At 70.3% G+C, this 22307-nt stretch carries 18 protein-coding genes; 8 read left to right on the top strand and 10 right to left on the bottom strand.

From position 1 onward, the window contains the following. The first annotated feature begins 61 nt into the window (after positions 1-61). Positions 62-5392, top strand: coding sequence for a non-ribosomal peptide synthetase/MFS transporter (locus tag J2853_RS15010; protein ID WP_307558334.1), 5331 nt, complete (start codon positions 62-64; stop codon positions 5390-5392). 63 nt (positions 5393-5455) lie between these two features. On the opposite strand, the gene J2853_RS15015 is transcribed toward J2853_RS15010, so the two are convergent. After that, positions 5456-6394, bottom strand: coding sequence for a GlxA family transcriptional regulator (locus J2853_RS15015; protein ID WP_307558336.1), 939 nt, complete (start codon positions 6392-6394; stop codon positions 5456-5458). Positions 6395-6480: 86 nt separating this feature from the next. On the opposite strand from J2853_RS15015, the gene J2853_RS15020 reads away from it, so the two are divergent. Continuing rightward, positions 6481-7704: an MFS transporter gene (locus tag J2853_RS15020; protein WP_307558339.1), complete on the top strand. Its 1224-nt coding sequence runs from the start codon at positions 6481-6483 to the stop codon at positions 7702-7704. Positions 7705-7793: 89 nt separating this feature from the next. Here the strand turns inward: J2853_RS15020 and J2853_RS15025 are convergent, their stop codons facing one another. After that, positions 7794-8723: a sulfotransferase domain-containing protein gene (locus J2853_RS15025; RefSeq protein ID WP_307558341.1), complete on the bottom strand. Its 930-nt coding sequence runs from the start codon at positions 8721-8723 to the stop codon at positions 7794-7796. A 338-nt stretch (positions 8724-9061) separates the two neighbouring features. Between J2853_RS15025 and J2853_RS47900 the strand changes: the two genes are divergently transcribed. Continuing rightward, positions 9062-9859 carry an alpha/beta hydrolase family protein gene (locus J2853_RS47900; RefSeq protein WP_370879529.1) on the top strand — a complete coding sequence of 266 codons (798 nt, stop codon included), beginning with the start codon at positions 9062-9064 and terminating at the stop codon, positions 9857-9859. Here J2853_RS47900 and J2853_RS15030 read toward each other — a convergent pair. Continuing rightward, positions 9762-10601 carry an SDR family oxidoreductase gene (locus J2853_RS15030; protein ID WP_307558343.1) on the bottom strand — a complete coding sequence of 280 codons (840 nt, stop codon included), beginning with the start codon at positions 10599-10601 and terminating at the stop codon, positions 9762-9764. The genes J2853_RS47900 and J2853_RS15030 overlap by 98 nt on opposite strands. Positions 10602-10737: 136 nt before the next feature. Then, positions 10738-11235, bottom strand: coding sequence for an NUDIX hydrolase (locus J2853_RS15035; protein ID WP_307558345.1), 498 nt, complete (start codon positions 11233-11235; stop codon positions 10738-10740). 276 nt (positions 11236-11511) lie between these two features. Here J2853_RS15035 and J2853_RS15040 point away from each other — a divergent pair, with 276 nt between their 5' ends. The 3 genes from J2853_RS15040 to J2853_RS15050 all read left to right on the top strand — a co-directional run bounded on the left by J2853_RS15040 (position 11512) and on the right by J2853_RS15050 (position 14294). Continuing rightward, positions 11512-12456 carry an RNA polymerase sigma-70 factor gene (locus tag J2853_RS15040; RefSeq protein WP_307558347.1) on the top strand — a complete coding sequence of 315 codons (945 nt, stop codon included), beginning with the start codon at positions 11512-11514 and terminating at the stop codon, positions 12454-12456. A gap of 93 nt (positions 12457-12549) precedes the next feature. After that, entirely contained in the window at positions 12550-13746 is a 1197-nt protein-coding gene (locus J2853_RS15045) for an NAD(P)/FAD-dependent oxidoreductase (protein WP_307558349.1), read from the top strand. Positions 13747-13901: 155 nt separating this feature from the next. After that, positions 13902-14294, top strand: a complete 393-nt coding sequence (locus tag J2853_RS15050) for a hypothetical protein (RefSeq protein WP_307558351.1) — start codon at positions 13902-13904, stop codon at positions 14292-14294. A gap of 214 nt (positions 14295-14508) precedes the next feature. On the opposite strand, the gene J2853_RS15055 is transcribed toward J2853_RS15050, so the two are convergent. After that, positions 14509-15714 (bottom strand): APC family permease, encoded by a 1206-nt coding sequence (locus J2853_RS15055; RefSeq protein ID WP_307558353.1) that lies wholly within the window; start codon positions 15712-15714, stop codon positions 14509-14511. Between the two features lie 191 nt (positions 15715-15905). Beyond that, the gene (locus tag J2853_RS15060) at positions 15906-17162 is read right to left on the bottom strand and encodes a M6 family metalloprotease domain-containing protein (RefSeq protein WP_307558355.1); all 1257 of its coding nucleotides are present in this window, start codon (positions 17160-17162) and stop codon (positions 15906-15908) included. Between the two features lie 63 nt (positions 17163-17225). Between J2853_RS15060 and J2853_RS15065 the strand changes: the two genes are divergently transcribed. After that, positions 17226-18188 carry a LysR family transcriptional regulator gene (locus tag J2853_RS15065; RefSeq protein WP_307558356.1) on the top strand — a complete coding sequence of 321 codons (963 nt, stop codon included), beginning with the start codon at positions 17226-17228 and terminating at the stop codon, positions 18186-18188. 64 nt (positions 18189-18252) lie between these two features. On the opposite strand, the gene J2853_RS15070 is transcribed toward J2853_RS15065, so the two are convergent. From J2853_RS15070 to J2853_RS15085, 4 genes are all read right to left on the bottom strand, one after another. Then, positions 18253-19257: an NAD(P)-dependent alcohol dehydrogenase gene (locus J2853_RS15070; protein ID WP_307558358.1), complete on the bottom strand. Its 1005-nt coding sequence runs from the start codon at positions 19255-19257 to the stop codon at positions 18253-18255. After that, positions 19254-19469 (bottom strand): helix-turn-helix transcriptional regulator, encoded by a 216-nt coding sequence (locus J2853_RS15075; protein WP_370879268.1) that lies wholly within the window; start codon positions 19467-19469, stop codon positions 19254-19256. The genes J2853_RS15070 and J2853_RS15075 overlap by 4 nt, the downstream gene beginning before the upstream one ends. An 11-nt stretch (positions 19470-19480) precedes the next feature. Next, positions 19481-19909 carry a hypothetical protein gene (locus J2853_RS15080; RefSeq protein ID WP_307558362.1) on the bottom strand — a complete coding sequence of 143 codons (429 nt, stop codon included), beginning with the start codon at positions 19907-19909 and terminating at the stop codon, positions 19481-19483. A 378-nt stretch (positions 19910-20287) separates the two neighbouring features. Further along, complete coding sequence (locus J2853_RS15085; RefSeq protein WP_307558364.1) at positions 20288-21388, bottom strand: ice-binding family protein; 1101 nt, start codon at positions 21386-21388, stop codon at positions 20288-20290. Positions 21389-21978: 590 nt separating this feature from the next. Here J2853_RS15085 and J2853_RS15090 point away from each other — a divergent pair. Next, complete coding sequence (locus J2853_RS15090; protein ID WP_307558366.1) at positions 21979-22224, top strand: hypothetical protein; 246 nt, start codon at positions 21979-21981, stop codon at positions 22222-22224. Positions 22225-22307: the final 83 nt, after the last annotated feature.

The raw sequence follows: 22307 nt of genomic DNA on the forward strand, positions 1-22307 counted from the left end.
AGCTCACCGAGGTCGTCACCGGAAACAGTGAATCGGTCATGAGACCGACGGAGGAGACATCGTGACCATCAGCGACGAGCACCGGAGCGCCCTCACGGCCCGGCTGTCGGCCGCGCGCCGCGCCGCTCAGGCCGCCCCGGTGATCCCCGCCAGGGAGGCGACCGGCGGCCCCGACCCCCTGTCCCCCGCCCAGGCCCGGCTGTGGTTCCTCGACCAGCTCGACGACCTGGCCGCCTACAACGTGCCCGCCGCCGTACGGCTGCGCGGCCCGCTGAACACCACCGCGCTGCTGGGCGCCGTACGCGACCTCGCCGACCGGCACGAGGTGCTGCGCAGCCTGGTCACCGACGAGGGCGCCACCCCGGTCGACGCCGGCCGGGTCCCGATCACGGTTGAGGACCTCGACGACCACGACCTGCTGGAGGCGCGGCTGCAGGAGGAGCTCGCCCGCCCGTTCGCGCTGGACTCCGAGCCGCCCTCCCGCGCCCTGCTGCTCCGCCTCCCCGGCGCCGACGAGCACGTCCTGGCGCTGACCGTGCACCACATCGCCTTCGACGCCTGGTCGCGCAACCTGGCGCTGGCCGAGCTGTCCGCCCTGTACGCGGCGCGGCTCGGCCTGGCCGAGCCGCCCGCGCCGCCGGGGGTGCTGTACGCCGACTACGCGGCGTGGCTGGCCGGGCAGCCGGAGGGCGACCTCGCGTGGTGGGCCGAACGGCTGGCCGGGCTCGAACCGGTCCTGGACCTGCCCGTGGACCGGGCCCGGCCGTCGGTCGCCGACTGGTCGGGCGCCACCGTCCCGGTACGGCTGGCGCCCGCGCTGACCGCCCGGGTCCGCGAGGTCGCCGCCGAGACCGGCTGCACGCCGTTCATGGTGCTGCTGGCCGCCTGGCAGGAGTTGCTGGGCCGGGTCTCCGGCACCGACGACGTGCCGGTCGGCGTGCCCGAGGCGGGACGGCTCCACCCCGACACCGCGCGCATGCTCGGCTGTTTCGTCAACACGCTCGTCCTGCGCGGTGACAGATCCGGCGAGCCGACCGGCCGGGAGCTGCTGGCCCGGACCAAGGACTCCGTGCTGGACGCCCTCACCCACCGCGACGTGCCCTTCGAGCGGATCGTGGAGCACCTGCACCCCGAACGCAACCTCGCCACCACCCCGATCTTCCAGGTGCTGCTCAACGTCCTGGACGACCCCCCGCGGGCGCTGGACTTCCCCGGCCTGGCCGTGGAGCACGTGCAGGCCCCGCTGCGCACCGCCAAGTACGACCTCAACCTCGCCTTCGTCAACCAGGGCGAGGAGTACGACGGCGAGTTCGCCTACCGCACCGACCTGTTCGACGAGTCGACCGTGCGGCGCATGGCCGGCTGGTACCTGAACCTGCTGGAGGGCATGCTCGCCGACCTGGACGCGCCCGCGGCGGCCGTACCGCTGGAGCCGGTGACCGGGCCCCTCGTCTCGGGCACCCCGACGCGGATGGACCTGACCCGGCCGCTGCATGTGGTGATCGGCGACCGGATACGGAGCAGGCCTGAGGCGACCGCCGTGGTGGACGTCTCAGGGTCGCTCACCTACGGCGAGGTGGACCGGCTGGCCAACCGCCTGGCCCGTCACCTGGTCGCGGCCGGGGTGCGGCCGGACGAACCGGTCGGCATGCTGGTCGACCGGCACCGCGGGCTGGTCCCCGCGCTCCTCGGCGTGCTGCGGGCGGGCGGTGCCTTCATGCCGCTGGATCCCGTCTACCCCGGCGACCGCCTCGCCTACATGTTGGAGACGGCCGGCGCGCGCGTCGTGCTGGCCGACCGCGAGCACGCCGATCGGGTCCCCGGCGCGCTGGTCCTGCCCGACCTGCTGGCCGCCGGGTCCGACGAGCCCCTGGAGGTCGACGTCACCCCCGGTCACCTCGCGTATGTGATCTTCACGTCCGGCTCCACCGGACGGCCCAAGGGCACCGCGATCGAGCACCGGTCGGCGATGCACTACCTGCACGGCCTGACCGAGCTGGTGCCCGACGTCCACGAGTCCTACGGCGTGGTCTCCACGGTCGCCGCCGACCTGGTGATGACCTGCCTGTACGGCGCGCTCGTCCGGGGCGCCGCGCTCCATCTCGTGGACCAGGAGGCCGCCGTCGATCCGGAGGCGTACGCCGCCTATCTCACGGCGCACCCCGTCGATGTGATCAAGATGGTGCCCAGCCACCTGGAGCTGCTGGCCGCCCACGGCGACCTGGTCCGGATGCTGCCGCGCAGGCTGCTGATCCTCGCCGGTGAGGCGACGTCGTGGGAGCTGGCCGAACGCATCCGCGCCGCCCGCCCCGACCTGGAGGTGCAGATCCACTGCGGGCCGACGGAGACGACGGTCTCGGTGCTCGGCGGCCGGGTGCCCGACTCGCCGTCGGGGTCGGGGTCGGTTCCGCTCGGCCGCCCGCTGCCCGGCGTCGACTGCTACATCGTCGACCCGGCGGGCCGTCCGCTGCCCGCCGGGGTTCCGGGCGACCTGTGGGTGGCCGGCCCCCGCCTGGCCCGCGGTTACCTGAACCGCCCCGACCTGACCGCCGAACGGTTCGTCCCCGATCCGGTGACCGGGACCGGCCGCTGCTATCGCACCGGCGACCGGGTCCGTCTCAACTCCGCCGGACTCGTGGAGTTCCTCGGCCGGGTCGACGACCAGGTCAAGATCAGGGGCTTCCGGGTGGAGCTGGGCGAGGTGAAGGCCGCCCTGCAGGAGCGGCCCGGGGTCCGGGAGGCCGCGGTGCTGCCGATCGGCGAGGGCCGCTCCCAGCGGCTGGTCGCCTGGGTCGCGCCCGCCTCCGTGGACCTCGCCGCGGTCCGGGCGGGGTTGCGTGAGCGGTTACCCGACTACATGGTCCCGTCCGCGATCGTCGTCCTCGACGAGCTGCCGCTCACCCCGCTGGGCAAGGTCGACCGAACCCGCCTGCCGGCTCCCGAGGCGACGCCCGCCGCGGAGCGGGTCGCGCCGAGCACCCCGGCCGAACTGCGGATCGCGGCGGTGTGGGCGAGCATCCTGGAGGTGGAGGACGTCGGCGTCGACGACGACTTCTTCGCGCTGGGCGGCGACTCCTTCCGTGCGGTGCGGGCCGTCCGGGAGATCGACCCGGCGCTGCGCGTGATCGACCTGTTCACCCGGCCCACGATCCGTGAGCTGGCCGCCCACCTCGACGGCGGCGCCGAGGCCCCGGCCGGGCTGCTGCACCGCCTGGCCGGCCCGCGCGTGGCGACCCGTACCCTCGTCTGCCTGCCCTACGGCGGCGGTTCGGCCGCCGCCTACCGGCCGCTCGTCGCCGAGCTGGCCCGCACCTCCCCCACCACGGCGGTGCTCGCCGTCGAGCTGCCCGGGCACGACCCGGCCCGGCCCAACGAGGCCATGCTGTCGATGACGGAGCTGACCGACCGGCTCGTGGCCGAGCTGGCCGAGGTCTCCGGCCCGATCGCGCTGTACGGCCACTGCGTCGGCTCGGCCGCCGCGACCGAGCTGGCGCTGCGGCTGGAGGCGTCCGGGAAGCCGGTCGCCGGCGTCTTCGTCGGCGGCAGTTTCCCCGACGCACGGCTGCCCGGACGGCTGTCGGCCTGGTGGAACCGGAGGTTCCCCGCCCACCGCTGGGCCTCCGACCGCGCCCAGCGCGACTTCCTGCGCACGCTGGGCGCCCTGGACGAGGATTTCGGCGATACCGAGATCGTGCTGCGCGGCCTGCGGCATGACGTCGGGGAGGCACAGGCCTGGTTCAGCCGCCGCCTCGGCTCCCCCACCTTCGAGGAGCGCAGGCTCCAGGCGCCGCTGCTGTGCGTGATCGGCGAGCGGGACCGCGCGACCGAGCTCTACCAGGAACGCCACCGCGAGTGGGGGGCGTTCGCCGACCGGGTGGAGCTGGCCACGATCCCCCGGGCCGGTCACTACTTCCTCAAGCATCAGGCCGGGACCCTGGCCGGGCTGATCGAGGAACACCTGGACCGCTGGTCCGGCGGCGACCTGCCCGAGCCGATCGGGGAGGTCGAGGTCGCGGGCCAGAGCGCCCGCCGGAGCCTGCGCCGCTTCTACACCGTCGCGGCCGGACAGACCGTGTCGCTGCTCGGCGCCGCACTGACCTCTTTCGCGCTGGGCGTGTGGGCCTACCAGGAAAGCGGCCGGGTGCTGGACTACGCCCTGATCACCATGCTCGCCCTGTTGCCGTCGCTGCTGGCGGCGCCGTTGGGCGGCGCGGTCGCCGACCGGGTGGACCGGCGGCTGGTCATGCTGGTGTGCGACGGCGTCTCCGCCGTGGCCACCGGGGTCCTGGTGATCCTGCTGTGGCTGGGACGGCTGGAGGTCTGGCAGGTCGGAATCATCGCCGGGCTGCTGTCGCTGGTGACGGCCTTCCACCGGCCCGCCTATCTGGCGGCGGTGGCCCAGCTGGTGCCCAAGCCGTACCTCATGCAGGCCAACGCGCTGGCGAACCTCGGCACCGGCCTGGGCATGTTCGTCGGCCCGCTGGGCGGCGCCGCGCTCATCACGATGGTCGGGCTGCACGGCGTGGTGGCCGTGAACATCGTCACGTTCCTCGCCGGACTCGGCACGCTGCTGCTGGTCCGCTTCCCCGACCGGCTGTTCCACCGGATGGAGGAGTCCTTCGGTCAGGCCATCATCGGCGGCTGGCGCTTCCTCGTACGGCGCCGCCCTCTGCTGATCATGATTGTGTTCTTCGTCGTGCAGAACTACCTGAGCATGCTCGCCCTGGCCGTGACCGTGCCCGCGGTGCTGTCGTTCAGCGACGCCGCGGGGGTGGGCACGGTGACCGCGCTGCAGGGCCTGGGCGCGGTGCTCGGCTCCCTGATCATGGTGTTCTGGAGCGGCACCGAGCGGCGCGCGATCGGCATGGTCGGCTTCGTGATCGGGTTCGGGGCCGGGGTGCTGCTGGTCGGGTTGCGGCCCTCGCTGGTGCTGGCGGCCTTCGGCGGGCTGGTGTCGTGGGCGTTCCTCAGCGTGCTGAACGCGCACTGGCTCGCGATCATCCAGCTCAAGGTCGGCCTGGAGCTGCAGGGCCGGGTGCTGGCCACCAACCAGATGCTGGCGGTGTCGATGACACCGCTGGCGTTCCTCACCGCGCCCTTGCTGGCCGACGACGTCTTCGGCCCGCTCCTCGTCCCGGGCGGTCCTCTCGCGGACACGATCATCGGTGACGTCGTCGGAGTGGGGCCGGGGCGCGGGGTCGGGCTGCTGCTGACCGTCTGCGGCGCGCTGCTGATGCTCTGGGGCGCGCTGGGGCTGTGGTACCGGCCGCTGCGGCGCATGGAGGACGCGCTGCCCGACGCGGTCACGGGCGCCGAGATCGCCGACGACCTGGACGCGGTCCAGGCCGAGGCCGACGCCGCCCTGCGGAAGGGCGCCGCCCCCGTCCGATGAACGGCCGGCCGCTCACCGCGCCGCCGACGGCCGGGCACGCGGGTGGAGCGGCTGAGACCGCGGTCAGCGGAAGGAGCGGCGGTAGGCGGCCGGGGTGGTGTCGAGGGCGTTGCGGAAACGGCGGCGCAGGTTGACCGCGGAGGAGAGGCCGACACGCTGGGCGATCGTCTCGACCGGCAGGTCGGTCTCCTCCAGGAGGGCCCGGGTGCCGGCGATGCGCCGGTCGAGCAGCCAGCGGCCGGGGGAGATGCCGAGCTGTTCGGCGAAGTGGCGGCTGAGGGTGCGCGACGACATCCCCGACCGGGCCGCCATGTCCTCCAGGGTCAACGGCCGGCCGAGGTTGGCGGTGATCCAGTCGAGCAGCGGGGCGAGGGAGTCGGGGACCGGCCCGGTCGTCGGCAGCGCGGGATACTGGCGCTGGCGCCCCTCCCGGTGCGGGGCCGCCGACAGGTGCCGGCCGATCCGCATGGCGAGGGCGGCGCCGTGGTCGCGCCTGACCTGGTTGAGGCACAGGTCGACGGTGGTGGCCGAGGCGCCCGCGGTCGCGACGTCGCCGTGGTCGACGTACAGGACGGTGGCGTCGGCGCGGACCCTCGGGTAGCGCCGGCCCAGCTCACAGGTGAGCTCCCAGTGGGCCGCGGCGCCGCGGCCGTCCAGCAGGCCCAGGCTCGCCGGGAGGTGAATGCCCCAGCCGATCCCGACGATCCGCGCGCCGCGGCCGTGGGCGGCCAGGACCGCCTCGCCGAGTTCCGCGGAGATGTCCGGCCCGGGGCACCAGCCCGCGATGAGAATCGTGTCGGCCTCCGCCAGGGCCTCCGGGCCGTCGTCGACGACGATGTCGGCGCCCATCGTGGTCGGGATCGGGCCGGGCCGCTCGGCGCAGAGCCGGAAGTCGTAGAGCCGGGGGATGTCGGGGCCGTGATAGCCGAACACGGCGGACGCGCACGTCACCGGATACATCTCCTGCGTCGGGCCGACCAGGGCGACCACGCGATGCCTCATGGCACGAATGTACTCAATGATGTCGTTCATGGCTTCTGTGTGGATACGCGCGGATGTCCAGAATGAAGGATCATGGAGTTCGCCACATGACCGCGATCCTCGATCGTGAAGCCGCCTCAAACACTCCGGACACGCTCTGGACCAGGAATTTCTCGTTCTACTTCGCCGCCCGGGTGGTGTCACTGCTGGGCGACGCCATGATGCCGGTCGCGACCGCGCTGGCGGTCGGGGCCGTCTACAGGGTTTCGGGTGTGGGGTACGTTCTTGCCGTCTGGACGGCGCCCTTCGTGCTGTTCGTTCTGTTCGGCGGGGTCTTCGCCGACCGGGTCGGCGCACGCGCCATGATGGTCGGCGCGGACCTGGTGCGGATCCTCACCCAGAGCGTGCTCGCCGTCGCGTTCTTCACCGGAACCCCGCCGCTGTGGCTGCTGATGGTCGCCTCCGCGCTGTCCGGCACGGCCGCCGCGATGTTCCAGCCCGGAGTCAACGGCATGGTCCCGCTGGTCGCGAAGGACCCCCAGCGGGCCAACGGCACCCTCAAGATCGCTGACGCCGCCACCCAGCTCGGCGGGCCGGTCCTGGCCGGACTTCTGATGGCGCTGACCGGCGCGGGCGCCGTCTACGCCTTCGACGCCGCCACCTTCCTGGTCAGCGGCCTCTGCCTGGCCCTGATCAGGATCGCCCCCGCCGCCAGGGTCAGGGAGCACTCGACGGTCCTGCTCGACCTGCGGCGCGGCTGGACGGAGTTCCGCTCCCGCAGCTGGATGTGGTCGGTGATCCTGGTCTGGGTCTTCTTCGGCATGCTCGTCTTCGGCCCCTCCATCCCGCTCGGCTCACAGCTGATCGGCGACCGCCTCGGTGACGCCGCCTACGGCTGGGCGATGGCCGCCCTCGGCACCGGCACCGTGCTCGGCGGCCTCGTCGCGATCCGCTTCCGCCCCGCCCGCCCCCTGGCCGCGGGCGGGGTCGCCCTGATCGGCTTCACCTGCATCCCGTTGTCGGTCGCCCTGGAGCTGCCGCTCCCCCTGCTGATGGCGGGCCATCTGATCGGCGGCGCCTCCTGGGCGTTCTGGTCGGTGATGTGGTCCACCAGCGTCCAGACCCAGGTGGCCCCCGACGTCCTCAACCGCGTCACCGCCTACGAGGTCGCGGGCTCGGTCTCGGGGGTGGCCGTGGGCCAGGCCCTCGTCGGCCCGGTCTCCTCGATCGTCGACCCCCGGGACCTGCTGTTCGTCTCGACCGGCGTCACCGCCGCCGTCTGCGCCGCCCTGCTGCTCATCCCGCCGATCCGCAGGCTCCGCCGAGTCTGACCACTCGGAATGACCCGGCCGGCGAACCTTTCCCGTGGTATTTCAGGTCGGGCGGCCGTGGAGGTCTTACGGAGAAGTGACCGGCGCGGCTACGGAAAGATCTTTTCTCGGTGCACCCAGTTGACCAGTTCCGGGTCGGCCACTCGCGGGCCGGCCAGTTCCCGGACCCGGTCCCGGTAGTGCCGAAGGTCGTCCGCGTCGAGCAACTCGCGCCACTGCCCGCTCGCGCCCCGGCGGAAGAACTGTTTGCGGTCGATCCACACCCTCGCCTCGGGCGCCAGTTCGTCCGCCCGATTCCTCATCTCGCCGAAGCCCGCCGCCCTGACCAGCTCCGGCCACTTCTCCTCGGGAACCTCGATGCCGAGCCGGGCGGCGAGCCGGCGCATCACGCCTTCAAGGTCGTCCTGCATCTCCTGGTAGTGCAGGAGTACGACGTTGGGCCGGTCGCGCATCCGCCAGAAGGTGGAGAGGTGGTGCAGCATCGGCCGGAGGCCGACTATGCCCTCGGAGGTGTCGACCCACAGCCAGAACCGGCCCTGGGCCGACTCAGGCTGCTCAGGCAGCGGGTCGGGCGGCGGAGCATCGGCCTTCTCCGCCTCGACGACCGCCGCGCGGAGCGCCATCACGGCCGGGAAGTTCGTGTTGGCCATGTGGTTGTCCCAGGAGATCGCCACGTCTCGCGGGTCGCGCCCCACGCAGATGTAGGTGACCCGTTCGTCGTACGGAAGTCCGTCGAGCGGAACGTGAGTCTTCATGAATCGGCGGTGCCGCTGCGCGGTCAGTTCGGTCACTATCTCCTCGCGCAGGTGAAGAAGATAGTCGGGCCACACCGATATCGCGTCAAGCGGCCGGGGGAACTCGGTCGATTGGAAGATCAGCAGCGCACAGATCATCTGGGTCCAGGTCGTACCGCACTTCGAGGGGGCCGAGATCACGATGTCCCCGTCCCGAAACGCGATGTCGTCCCAGCGGGTGCTGTCCATCAGGATGTTCTGGTAACGAGCGATTGATGATCCCATTTCCGTACCGTACGCGCATGACGCATTGTCGATCCAGAACCGAGCCTGTTCCGTTTTGGCGGACATCCGATCCTCCTGTCGACGCCATCTGGAGAACGGCCCCGTGTCGCCGGGCGGATTCAACCGGTCGTCGCAACACCTTGGTCGTGCGGGAGGATGGTGCGGCGCGATGGAAGGGCGGATCGCGGAGCGCACATCGTTCCCCGCGACGGAAAAGCCGCACGTCACCGGCTCGCAATCTCTCGCAATCTCGATCAGGAGAATCAGTGCGCTTCAGGCAAGAACCACAGGTGGCAGGAAACGGCCTTGAAAGCAGCCAAGCCCCGAGAGGCTACGGCATGAAGGCGATACCCGCTCTCTTGTCCTTGGGGCTCCTCGGCGCGTGTTCACCCGGGGAGCCCCAGCGGTGGGCACCCACCGCATCACTACAGGACCAATGCGAAAATGCGCCCGCCAACGCCACGCGTGTGACTCTCCGCGCCCAGGACGGGGTTCGCCTGGGTGCGGCAGTGATCGGTTCTCCTGACTCCCGGGTCGGCGTGATAGTCGTCCATGGATTCGACCAGTCGCTCTGCGACTGGCTGGGAGAGGCGAGACGAATCGCATCTTCTCTAAAGGTCAGGGTTCTCGTTTTTGACCGGCGCGGGGTGGCGTCCAGCGAGGGAGAACCGGAAGCCCGGAAGTATGTGGACGACACCGTCGAAGCAGCACGCTGGATGAAACAAACGGGAGCACAGGAGATAGCCGTAATGGGTTCCTCGTACGGGGCGCCCATCGCGTTGGCCGCCGGTCAAGGAAACGGCGGATATCCAGACGGCGACGGCACCCAGGCGCCCGGGTCGGAACCGTCCGCCTGCGCCGTGATCGCCGTTTCTCCGGCGACGTCGATAGAAGAGCCGTCCGGCACCGTTCTGCCTCTGTCCGTAAAGTCGTACGGGCCGAAGCTCTGGATAGTCGCAGAGGAGGGACGGCCGGATATCGCGGCGAACGCCGCCGAACTTTTCCACAGGCTAGGCCGAGAGCACCGCCGTCACCTGATCAGAATTCCGGGAGAAGATCACAGCATCGCGCTGGTGGAGAACCACGAAGCAGCACGGGCGGCCATCGATGCGGCGATTGATTCTTGCGAACCATAGCCGATCCCTTTTCGCCCTTGGGCGAGCCGGCACGCCACGCGGTCGTGATCGAACGGCACCCGGAGCCCCCGGTTGTGACGGGCGGGATTGTGGTGATCAACCCGTCTACCGGTGGGAGGTGGTTCGAGCATTTCCGGAGCCGGTCAATCGCCTCCACCTGCTCGCGATGTGTCACCGGGCCAGGGCCTGCGAAGATGTACGCCTTGCCGGCATGACCGTCGTCGAGCAGCGCCACGGCCGCGACATCGGCGATGTCGGCCTCATGCGTGGGAATCTCGACGGCATCGGGGAACGGGTCGCGCACCACGCCCTCGAAACGGATGGACGGGCCCCACAGGAACAGCTTGTTCAAAGCGAACTCTCCGGGGCGCACGTGGGTCCAGGACAGGCCGGCCTGTTCAACGGCTTGTTCCACCGGCAGGTGGAAGCTGGTGTCGTAGCCGGCGGTCACCGCGGCCGACGACAGCACCACCACGTGACTCACGCCGGCCTCGCGGGCCTGGCGGGCCACATGCCGCGCCGTTTCCGGCACCGGGAAAGGAAACATCCGTTCGACACCTCGAAGGGCGTCCCCCAGTGTCGCCGGGTCGGCGAGGTCACCGCGCGCCACCTCCACTCCGGTGGGCAGACGCGCGGCGGCCGGGTCACGGGTCAGCGCCCGCACCGTCGCGCCGGTCCGTACCAACCGGTCCACCACGTTACGGCCGACATTGCCGGTCGCCCCCGTCACCGGAATCGTCATGGCGAACCTCCTTGTGGTCACATCGGTACGCGGGCACCGGACAGCGCCCGCCGGTGCGGTGCGTCCGGAGAGACCCCGTGGACGGCCGCGTCCCGGCCGATGCGACCGCGGTGTCGTCCGAGGTCGCGCGCCAGAATCACAGGCCGAACGGCACAGGTCTGGCCGGAACCCCGTCGGCGATCAGCGCCGCCAGCGGCGTGGCCAGATCGCGCGGTGAGAACACGTCGGGACCGCGGTAGTCCGCGATGTCCGACAGCCGCCACCAGCGGAAGCCGACGATGTTCTCGGCGGCGAGTTCGTCATCGGACATCGCGCCACGGGGGTTGAACGACGCGGTGCGGACAAGGAAGTAGTCGTTGATCACTCCGTCATAGCCGACCGCGTGTCCGGGGTCGATGACCTCCTGGTGCCAGACATGCGGTGGATCGGCGTCAACGGTGAGTCCTGTCTCCTCGTGCAGTTCCCGGCGCAGGGCGACAAGGGTGGCCTCGCCGGGATCGACGCCTCCCCCTGGCGCCGCCCACACAACGATCGTCCCGGCCGGCTTGGAAAAGACGAACCGGCACAGCAGGATGCGGTCGTCCTCGTCGAGGACGACCGCGCGGACCGAACGACGCAGACGCACCGGGGACATCCGTGCATGCTATCCGTTCGCCTCCGGCCTGAACGATCCCTTGAACGCTCGTCTCCCTCGAAGCCGGAGCGGTTCGATCCCGGAGGAGGGGCCGTCCGCCGACGCGGAAGGCGGCCCTTCTCGGCCGGTTCACGCCATCCGCAGGACGCCGGTGGCGAGCAGGAGGATGACCTCGGCGACCTCAAGCGACGCAGGCGTGGTGGCCCCTCGATCGTGGGGTAGCGAGCGAGCCTCCTGGAGGAGGTTTCGGTAACTCTGCCCCCATAGGATCGGGTCATGCCCTTGACCGCGGACGACGTCGACCGGTTCGAGGCATCCAGGCCGCGCCTGAATGCCATCGCCTACCGCTTCCTCGGCTCCGCCGGGGAGGCCGAGGACGCCGTGCAGGAGACGTTCCTGCGCTGGCAGGCCGCCGACGTCGACCGCGTCGAGGTCCCCGAGGCCTGGCTGACGAAGGTCCTCACCAACCTGTGCCTCAACCAGCTCGCCTCCGCGCGGGCGCGCCGCGAGACGTACGTGGGCCAATGGCTTCCCGAGCCGCTGCTCGCCGGGGACCCGATGCTCGGCCCGGCCGACACCGCCGAGCAGCGCGAATCGGTCTCGTACGCGGTCCTCACCCTCATGGAGCGCCTCTCCCCCAACGAACGGGCGGTGTACGTGCTGCGAGAGGCCTTCGACTACCCGCACCGGGAGATCGCCGAGATCCTCGACATCACCGAGGCCGCCAGCCAGCAGATCCTCCACCGTGCCAAGAAGCACGTCGCGGACGGCAAAGCCCGCACCGAGGTCGACGAGGCCGCCGCCCGGCGGATCGTCGAGGAGTTCCTGACGGCCGCCACCAGCGGCCGGACCGAGCCGCTCGTGCGCCTGCTCACCGAGGACGCCATCTCGATCGGTGACGGCGGCGGGAAGATCCCGGCCCGCGCCAAGGCGGTCGAGGGCGCCGTCGCGGTCGCGAAGTTCCTGAGGGGCCTGTTCAAACCCGGCGAGGCCAAGCGCGCCCTGGCCGGCGGCGCGCCCGAGGTCTACGTCTGGACCGCCAACGGCGACCCCGCAGCCGTGGCCGTCGTGGACGGCCGGGTCGTCGGTGTCATGTGCCTGGAGGTCACCGCCGAGGGCATCTCCGCGGTCCACAACCAGGTCAACCCCGACAAGCTCGAACGCGCGACCGCGCACTGGGCGGCCGCCGACCACGGGAAGCCCTTGTTCCACGCCTTCTGAGCGTTATGTGAGGTGCTTCACATCGCGTTCCTGTCAGGAAACGGCGGGCTGCCCGGTTCAAGGGGCGAACCCGCGCAAGACAGGAGCAAGGAAATGCAGCACCGCATCCTCGTCCTCGGAGCCGGATACACCGGAGCCATCGTCGCCGGCCGCCTCGCCAAGCGGCTCCGCCGCGAGGACGTCGCCATCACCCTCGTCAACGCCGAGCCCGACTTCGTCGAACGCGTCCGCCTGCACCAGCTGGCGACCGGCCAGGACCTCAGGCCCCGGCCGCTCAGCGAGATGTTCGCGGGCACCGGCGTCGAACTGAGGATCGCGAAGGTCACCGGCATCGACGCCGACCACAAGACCGTCGCCGTCATCGACGCGGACGGCGCCGAAGAACTCGCCTACGACACGCTCGTCTACGCCCTCGGCAGCGGCTGGAACACCCAGGGCGTCCCCGGGACCGCCGAGCACGCCTATGAGATCGCCGGGCGCCCCGGAGCACTCCGGCTGCGCGAGCGCCTGGCCCGCCTCGACGCCGGACAGACCGTGGTCGTCGTCGGCGGCGGCCTCACCGGCCTGGAGGCCGCGACCGAGATCGCCGAGGCCCGCCCGGACCTCGACGTCGCCCTCGCCGTCCGTGGCGGCCTCGGCGACTGGCTCTCGCCCAAGGGCCGCGAGCACCTGCGGAACACCCTCGGCAAGCTCGGGATCACCGTGCACGAGCACGCCGCCGTCACCGGTGTCGAAGCCGACCGCGTCGCCACCGCCGACGGCAAGGTCATCCCGGCCGTGGTCACCGTGTGGACCACCGGTTTCGCGGTCCACCCGATCGCGAAGGCGACCGCCCTGGAGGTCACCGGCACCGGCCAGATCGTGGTCGACGGGACCATGCGCTCGGTCTCGCACCCGGACGTGTACGCCGTCGGCGACGCGGCCATGGCGATGGGCCCCGGGGACAAGCCGCTGCGGATGTCGTGCGCCTCGGGAACTCCGGCCGCGTGGCAGGCCGCCGACGCGATCGCGGCGCGCCTGACCGGCGGGAAGCTCCCGAACGCGCCGATCCGCTACTTCAACCAGTGCGTCTCGCTGGGCCGTAAGCAGGGCTTGATCCAGTACGTCACCGCCGACGACCGCGCCGTGGGGGCGGTGCTGACCGGACGGCTCGCCGCCGTCTACAAGGAACTGATCTGCAAGGGCGCCGCCTGGGGCGTCGCCAACCCGACGCTCGGACTGCCGACCCGGCGGCGCCACGTCACCCGGGAGCGGGCCGCGGCGGGTTCGGCCGTCAAAAGGCCGGCGTAGAGCACGGATCCGGTCGTCAAGAGACCTGTGCGGAAGACCGAAGCGAAGCGCCCTTGCTGCGAGGGCGCCCGTTTCGGCCGGTCAGGCTCCGGGATCGGCGATTTTGTGACGACGTCCGGCACGGTCCGCATCAGCGTGACTCCGGCGGCGCCGCGATGCCACTCCCAAAAGCGGAACTGCAGCCGAGGAGCAGCAACGCCAACGTCGCCAAGGTGCAGGCGGGGGTCAACGCCACCCTGGAACGCGATCTCCCGCAGATGCTCGGCGGCGCCTTCCTCACCGGCCTGCGCTTCAACCTGGTCCGGGTGACCCTGCCCCAGGAGGTCCAGCGGTCGGTGGACACCTCCCTCGCGGCGGCCGCGGGCGTCGCCGAGGCCCGGGCGAAGGTCGACCAGGCCAAGGCCGAGGCGGAGGCCAACCGGGCCAGGCAGAACGGCTATGACAAGTGCCCCGCCTGCGCCGAGATCGACAAGCTCAAGTCCCTCCCCCAGGGCATCACCGTCTACGCTCCCGGCAATCCCGACGCCGTCGTCATCCCGAGCAGATAGGCGGCCGGACCGCCGGAAAAGAAGTGATCGCTCCGGGGCGTCCTTGCTGCTCCGACGACAACTCCGTGGCACCGGGCGGCGCGACCGCCCCCTTGCGAAACCGCCCAAGCCCCGGTCGTACGGTCAGACGGCGGTCATCGCGCGGCGGCCATGGTCCCGGGCGATGATGAGCGCCGGCTCGTCGACGCCGGCGCTCATTGCCGGTCGATGTCGGTCAATGCCTGAAGACGCTCACTTCTCCAGGCTCGGTCTCCAGGGCCTCGCGGTTGAACACCAGCAGGCCGAGGAAGAACAGCCCGCCCGCCAGAAGCAGGCCGACCACGATCAGGACGGGGACCAACGCCCCCGCCGGCACCGCCAGCATGAACAACGCGACGACCGACCACGTCAGCGCGCCGAACGCGACCGGCAGCTCGAAGCGCCCGAGGTCGAACGCGCCCTTCCTGCGATCCAGCCGTCTGCGCACTCCCAGGTAGAGGATGACCGTCAAGCCGTAGATGATCGCTGGGAGAATCGTCGCCGCCGTGATCAGCTCCAGCAGTGCGGCGCCCGGCAGCACGACCATCAGGACGACGCCTATGACGAAGATCAGGATCGTCGCCGGGACCGGCGTGTGCGTGCGCGGATCGACCCGCCGCATCAGCCGGTGGGCGGGGAAACGCGAGTCGCGCGACATCGCGAAAACGATCCGCGAGCACGCGGCGTCGAAGCCGACGAGCGTGGCGAGGCCTATGAGCATCGCGAGCATCAGCCCACCTCCGATGGCGAAATAGTCGGAGGCGTTCTCGGCGACACCGCGCGAGGTGAGGTTGCCGACCGCGCCGTCGCCCGTGATCGCCACAGCGACGAAAAGCATGATCGCCACCACCACGACGAGCACCAGTTCGAGCCCCACCGCGCTCGCGTTGATCAAACTGACGATGCGCGTCGAGCCCACCGCGATCAACACCTGGATGAGGAGTACCACGAGCGTGATCAGGCGCGCGGTGCCCTCGTCCGGCTCCAGGCCGATGAGCGGCATGAACGCCTGGCTGGCAAGCGCGTTGTCGACCGCCACCACGGCGATCGCCAGGTAGCAGAAGGTCAGCCAGCCGAACCCCCAGCCGATCTTCGGGTTGGCCAGCCGCGAGGCCCATTGGTAGGAGGAGCCGCTGAGCGGGATACGGGCCGCGAACTGCGCGACGATCAACGCCACCAGGGCCTGTCCTACCGCCGCGATGACCCAGAGCCAGATCCCGATCGGCCCCGCGTTCTGCAACACATCGTCGTATGTCGCGAAGATGCCGACCGCCACCGAGATGAACGCGAACGAGATCGCGAACACCTGAAAGGAACCCAGCGTCCGTTTCAGCTCCTGCCGGTAGCCCCCGAGCTGGACGGAGTTCTCCCCGCTCTGCCCACCCACCGAAGCTTCCGCCATCTTGGCCACCTCACCTTTTGTGGAGGGGGCACCACCGAACCTAGAGCAGACGAGCCGAATGCCGTTCCGAAGACTCTCGTCCGAAGATCCTTTTTCCGGAAATTGCGGAACCTTGCACAGAGGGATCAGCCCCTCGCCCAGGATGGCCTTCCTGCCGGGGGCGACAGGAAGGCCACAATCTCCTACCGGGGTTACGTCCGGCTGACGCGTACGGTGGTGTGGCCGCCGTTGGCCTTCAGCACGTCGATGCGGACGCCGGTCGCGGCATCGGTGAAGGACTGCCCGGGCTGGTAGGCACCGTCGTCGAGCGGCAGGCACCCGTTTCCGGGGGTGGAGCCGGGCGTGGAGTCCATGACGCGCATCGGTCCGGCGCCGGTCTGCGCGGCCGAGTCGACCTTGTAGATGAGGACGCCGGAGGAGCAGGCGGCCGAGTCAAGACCCTCGGCGCGCCGGGCCTCGGCGACGTAGGCCGTGGTGGGCCCGGTCCGTACGACGGCCAGCTTGGTGCCGCCGCCCTTGCTCTCGATCGGGCTCAGCTTGACGGTGCTCTGTCCCGCGGCGTCCAGGCAGGCCACCTCCTTGTCGTCGATCCAGCCGAGCTTCCAGGAATGCCAGCCCGAGTAACGGGGCGAGGCCCCGCTGATGAGGCCCATGACGTCCCAGCCTCCGACGTAGCCGTGGGTCTCACCGCTGAAGGCGTACAGGTCCGGCAGGCCGAAGATGTGGCCCGTCTCGTGGCTGAGCACCTTGAAGCCCCACCGCCACATGTCCTGGCCGAAGGTCACGGCCCACTTGACGCGCTTACCGTCGGCGACGACTCCGGTGGTGCCGGGGTCGAAGAGATAGGTGGGCGAGAACGTGATCGCGCCGGCCGCCTTGGTGGGGACCACGTAGACGATGTCGTAGTCGCCGAAGTCCACGTACGGGTCCGCGGCGGCGACGGCCTGGCCGACGTAGAGCTCGTGCTGCTCGAAGGTGATGCCGCGCTCGAATCCGTAGGTGTTCGCGTTCTGCGGCATGCGCATCCAGCGATTGATCGGCGTGATGCTGAGTCGCGCGTCACCGTAGGAGGCCTCGCGCAGCCAGTCCGCGGCGGGTGTGAGCTGCGCGGCGTCCTCGGTGGTGGACTCGGTGGCCGGCGCGTCGGGGAAGTCCACGAACAGCATGGCCGCGCGGATCTTACCGTCGGGACGCAGGAACTGGGCCGGGTCGGTGTCGTGTCCCTCGTCGGTCCACCCGGTTCTGCCGGGCAGCGCGCAGTCGGCCGGCGCCGCGGGCTTACGGGCGGCTTGCTGCGCCGCGTTCGCCTGGACGCTGTCGGGCTGGGAGCCGTCCGCCTGGGCGGGGAGCGCGGTGAGCAGCGCCAGCGCGGCCGTGGCCAACGGCAACAGCAGGCGCCCGAACCGAGGGGCGGACCGCTCGCCACGGTGGAGGATATAGTGTGACATATTACATAGTCTCAATAGGGGACTTCATCGATGGAAGATCTTATTTGCCCATAATGTGATGTTATGGAGCTGGAGATCCGCCACCTGCGGGTGATCTGCGCAATCGCCGACCATGGCAGCCTGACGCGTGCCGCCACCGCACTGGCGCTGACCCAGCCTGGCCTCAGCGCCCAGCTCGGACGCATCGAGATCATGCTCGGCGGCAGGCTTTTCGACCGCCGCCACGAGGGTGTGACCCCCACCGAATTCGGCGAAATGGTGCTCACCCGCGCCCGAGCCCTCCTGCCGAGCGTCGACGAGTTACTGAACACCACCGCCACGGCGGCCCGCGGCGAACGAGGGACTCGCCGCGTCCGGCTCGGCTCGGTCAACGCGCCGCTGCTCGGCGGGCTCATCACCGCCGTGGAGGAGCTGGTCCACGGAGCCCAGATCACCTCACGCGCGTGGCGCTCGCCGCTGACCTTGGTGGACGACGTAGCCGCCGGCCGGCTGGAGGCCGCCGTCGTCGGCGACAGCCCCGGCTACGAACTGGGCCCGCGGACCGGTGTCGTCCTCCACCCCGTCGTCACCGAACCGGTCTTCGCCCTGCTCCCCGCCGACCACCCGCTGGCCGTCCTCGACGAGGTGAGCCTCCACCGACTGGCCGAAGAGGACTGGGCCGTACCGGAGCCCAACGACGACAGGACCAGGGAGTACTGGAGCTCGGCCCTCGCCCTGACAGGCGTCCAGGCCAGGACTCCCTACGAAGCCGAAGGCCGCCTGCTCATCGACATCGTCCGCGCGGGGCGCGCGGTCAGCCTCTGCCAGGCCACCTTCGACGAGATGCCCGGCATCGCCGTCCGCCCCATCGCCGGCAACCCTCTCTGGTACCGGCACATCCTGACCTGGCACCACAAGAGCCCCGTCGCCCCCTTCGGCGACGCCATCGCCCAGCGGGTCACCGACCAGTACACCGCGAACTGCCGGCTCAGCCCCGTCTACGCGAGATGGCGCGAACGGCACCACCGCACCGCGATCACCGAGTGAGACGGCCCGGCGTCAGGGGCGCCGGCCACATCGAGCGGCGTGCGGGATCGGATACGGTGGACCGTCAGTCACCGGGCGTACGGCCGGCCCCTGATCCCATGGCAATGACGATCTTCCCGGTGGGGTGGCCTTCGGCGAGGTGGCGGATGGCGTCGGGGGCGTCGGCGAGGCGGTAGGTGCGGTCGACGACCGGGGTGACCGCACCGGATTCGATCAGCCGGCCCAGTTCCTCCAGTTCCTGGGCGCGTTCCCTGGAGGCAAGGCCGCGCAGGCGCTGGCTGGTGAACATCGACACCAGGGGTGCTCGCAACTGACGGGTGTAGCCACCGAGCAGTCCGCCGGCGTCATGCCCGCCGCCGGCCAGCACCAGCGTCCCGCGCGGGGTCAGGGCGCGCCGCAGCAGCGACAGCGGACGGCATCCCGCGATGTCGATGACCACGTCGTGGCGTGGCCCATCGCGGTCGATCTCCTCACGGGTGTAGTCGATCACCTCATCGGCGCCGAGCGACCGCACCAGTTCCGCCTTGCCGGTGCTGCACACACCGGTCACCCTCGCGCCGAACGCCTTGGCGATCTGCACCGCGAACGACCCGATGCCGCCGCCCGCGCCGACGACCATCACCCTCTGCCCCGCCCGCACCCTGCCGCCGTCGCGGACGCACTCCAGCGCGGTCACCCCGGAGATGGGCACCGCGGCGGCCTGCTCGAACGACAGGCTGGGCGGCTTGGGCGCGAGCTTCTCGCAGGAGGCGGTCGCGTACTCGGCGAACGTGCCGCCCGCGCCGGTGCCGTACACCTCGTCACCGGGCTGGAACCGCCTCACACCGGAACCGATCGCCGACACCACCCCGGCCAGCGCCCTGCCTCGCACCGCCACCCTGGGCCGCCGCAGCCCGAACGCGACACGCGCGCCGTACGGCCGGCCGGTCATGCAGACCCACACGCCCGGGTCCACCCCGGCGGCGCGCACCTGGACCAGCACCTGGTCCTCGCCGACCGACGGCTGGTCCACCTCGCATAACCGGAGCACATCCGCCGAACCGTACACGTCCTGAGCGATCGCTTTCATTTCGTCTCCTCCTGGGAGCCGGGGTATTGGAACACCTCGTCAAGCGGGACCTTGAACACGTGCGCGATCTGGAAGGCCATCTCCAGGGACGGTGAGTACCGGCCCTGCTCGATGGCGATGACGGTCTGCCGGGTCACGCCGATACGCTCGGCCAGCTCGGCCTGGGTCATCTCGTCGTGCGCGAAACGCAGTGCCCGGATGCGGTTGGTCACACGGGTCGGTTTCACCATTGAGGGAGGCTCCTGCGGTACACGACGACCTTGGTGACATTGCCCAGGACCGACGACAGCGCGAAGCACAGGTAGACCACGTTGGCGATCCAGAACCGCTCCCACCCGGCCATCGCCATGAGCATCGCCGCGACCGCGCCGATCACCACGAACGACTGGCCGACGTGATCACCCAGCCACCCGATCTCCCGATCCCGCACGTCCTTGACCAGGGACGCCTTCGGATTCACCACACCGATCGCCACCTCGGCCACGATCGCGGCGACGACGGCCGCCCCGACGCTCCACAGCAGCGCCGCGGCATAGGGCGCCTCGGCCAGCGGCTGCCCACCGGCCCGGCCTGACACCACGATCACGTAACCGCCGTACGCGACGACGGCCACCACCAGCCGGATCCAGGCCCGTTTCTCCTCGAGTGTCATGACCGGCTCCTCATGTACAGAATCTTTGACATTTCGAAAGTAACAAATCTTTGACCTCATGTCTAGAAAGCTTTACATCGATCCTCGGCTGGGCCCGATCCCCGAACAGGGATCGCGCACCTGCCGGCCGATGAAACCGCTCCGTCCGCTACCCGCCGGTGGCGGGACACGGCTACGCGCAAGCTGCCCGAACTCGATCGACACATCGCGCAGACTCAGGCCCTGCGGCAGGCAGTTGCGGACTGCCTGAAGCGCGGCTGCATGAAATTCGATCAGTGCGTACTACTCGATACGACGGATGCGGCGCCCTGACCGCAAACGCCCGACGGCCATGCGACTGCCGAAGCCCCAACGCTCGCCCACATTGGAAACGGTCGGTTAGGCGACCGAGTGGGTGATGGTGGCGGTATATTCGCCGACGACGACGCTGGCGGGCAGGGTCACGGTGATCGTCGGGTTCCAGGTGGCGGAGTTTTCGCCCGTGCCGTCGGAGACGGAAAAAGCCGTGCGCGCGGAGCTGAGGGAGCCGGTGATGCCGGGGGCGAACGTCGCGTCCCCGGTCGTGTCCGTGGTCTCGCCGGGTGAGTAGCTGATGAAGCTTTTGGCGATGGTCTCGGATGCGGTGGCGCCGCCGGTGGTGAAGGTCGTCGAGCTGACGGTCGCGATCCAGGCGGTGTCGGGGCCGTAGCGGGTGTCGGTCACGGTGACCTCACCGAGCGGAGCCGAAACTCCGGCGCTGCCCGCTCGTGCGGAACCTAGGTCCGCGTTCTGGGGCACGCTGATGGACAGGGTGCCGGCGGGGCGTGTAATGGTGTCGGCGTCCAGGGTGACGGTGCCGTCACGGGCCAGGACGCGGCCGTTGATGACTATGTTGGCGCCGGCGGTGATCGAGGCCAGCGCGAGGATGTTCCCGGCGAGGGTGGAGTCGGCTCCCAGCGTGGCCGAGGTGCCGACCTGCCAGAAGACATTGCGCGCCTGGGCGCCGCCGGTGAGGGTCACCGTACTGGCGGCTGCGGTCAGGAGGGTGGAGACGGTCTGGAAGATGAATATCGCGTCCGGGTCCCCCTGGGCGTCCAGCGTGAGGTTCCCGGTGTTGCTGAAGGTGCCCGAGACCGAGGTGTAGACCCCTGGCGTCAGGGTGGTGGCGCCGAGATCGGTGGGCACGGTGTCGGTGGGCGTGCGGGAGGCGACGTCGTCGTAGGCGATGGCGAAGTCACTTTGGGCCTGGACGGCGGCGGCGTCGTCCACATGGACCGTCCCGATCACGTTCCCGGGCGGGAAACCGGCCACCGTCACGCCTGGGGTCACCCCGAGGTCACCGGTGACGGTGCTGTCACCGGTGTTGACAACGGAGTCGCCGGCCAGAACGGCGAATCTCGCGGCCGTGCCGAGAGCCACCGCCGGTTGCGGTTGCGCGGCACTCGCGCCGGACCACCCGGCCAGGAGCAAGGACAGGAGGGAGGCCAGGAGTACGGTCACGACGGAGAAGGACGCCAAACCCTCCACCGGAGGCCCTGCCGGCCCGAAACTTCTGGCGTGTCGTAGCCCGGCCGAGATGAGGCTCCTCATGCGTCCCTCTCTTTTACCTCCAGGATCACAGCAGCTCAGGGCGCCGTCTTGCGAAGCTTGTCGCTGCGGATCGGCCACGCCCGGATCTGATGTCACAACCGGGCGGGCGTGCCGTTGACAGGTGTCACGGGATCAAGGATCGAGACCCACGAGGGCGCGACTCGCTGCGTCCCGGCCGCCCTTTCTCCAGCCACGCGCGGCGGTACTTCTCCCAACTGCGGAGCGTGCCATATCCGAAGACCGTCTCGAAGTCACGTGCCGCACGAATGATGATCTCGCTGTAGCCGAGAATAGAGGATCCTCGTAGCAATGGCCGTGAAACAAACCAACGGCGTGTCGCTGACCTGCGAAGACTTCTGATGCCACGCGACCGTGCCTCAGGTGAGGCCAGGTCTGCCCGTGCAGGTCGGAAACAGGTCCGTTGGATTCGGTCACGGAGCGCCTCCGGTGAGCCAGAGTCCTCATCAGCAAGGACCACCTGCGCGCCAGCCGAGCGCGGCGTGGGCTATGTGGTGCAGGCCAAGGGTGCGGTCACCGCACATCGGGCGCATGCCACACCCGAGACGCTCACCTACTGCGGCCTGGGGCCGCCGCCCAAGCCGCGCTATCGCACCAAGCCGGTCAGCCTGCGCGAGCACGTGCTGACCGGCGGCCGCACCGCGGCGGTGACGCCGACCTGGCGGGCCGGGGTGAAGGGGAACCTGACCTCGCAGGCGGCGGAGGGAAAGTGCCGCCCCTGTCGCTGATCGTCACGCCGGGACAGCGGACGGATTGCACCCGATTCAAGCCGGTCCTGGACAAGATCCGTGTCCAGCGTACGGGACGTGGC

The organism is Streptosporangium lutulentum (genome assembly GCF_030811455.1).
GTDB classification, from domain to species: Bacteria; Actinomycetota; Actinomycetes; order Streptosporangiales; family Streptosporangiaceae; genus Streptosporangium; species Streptosporangium lutulentum.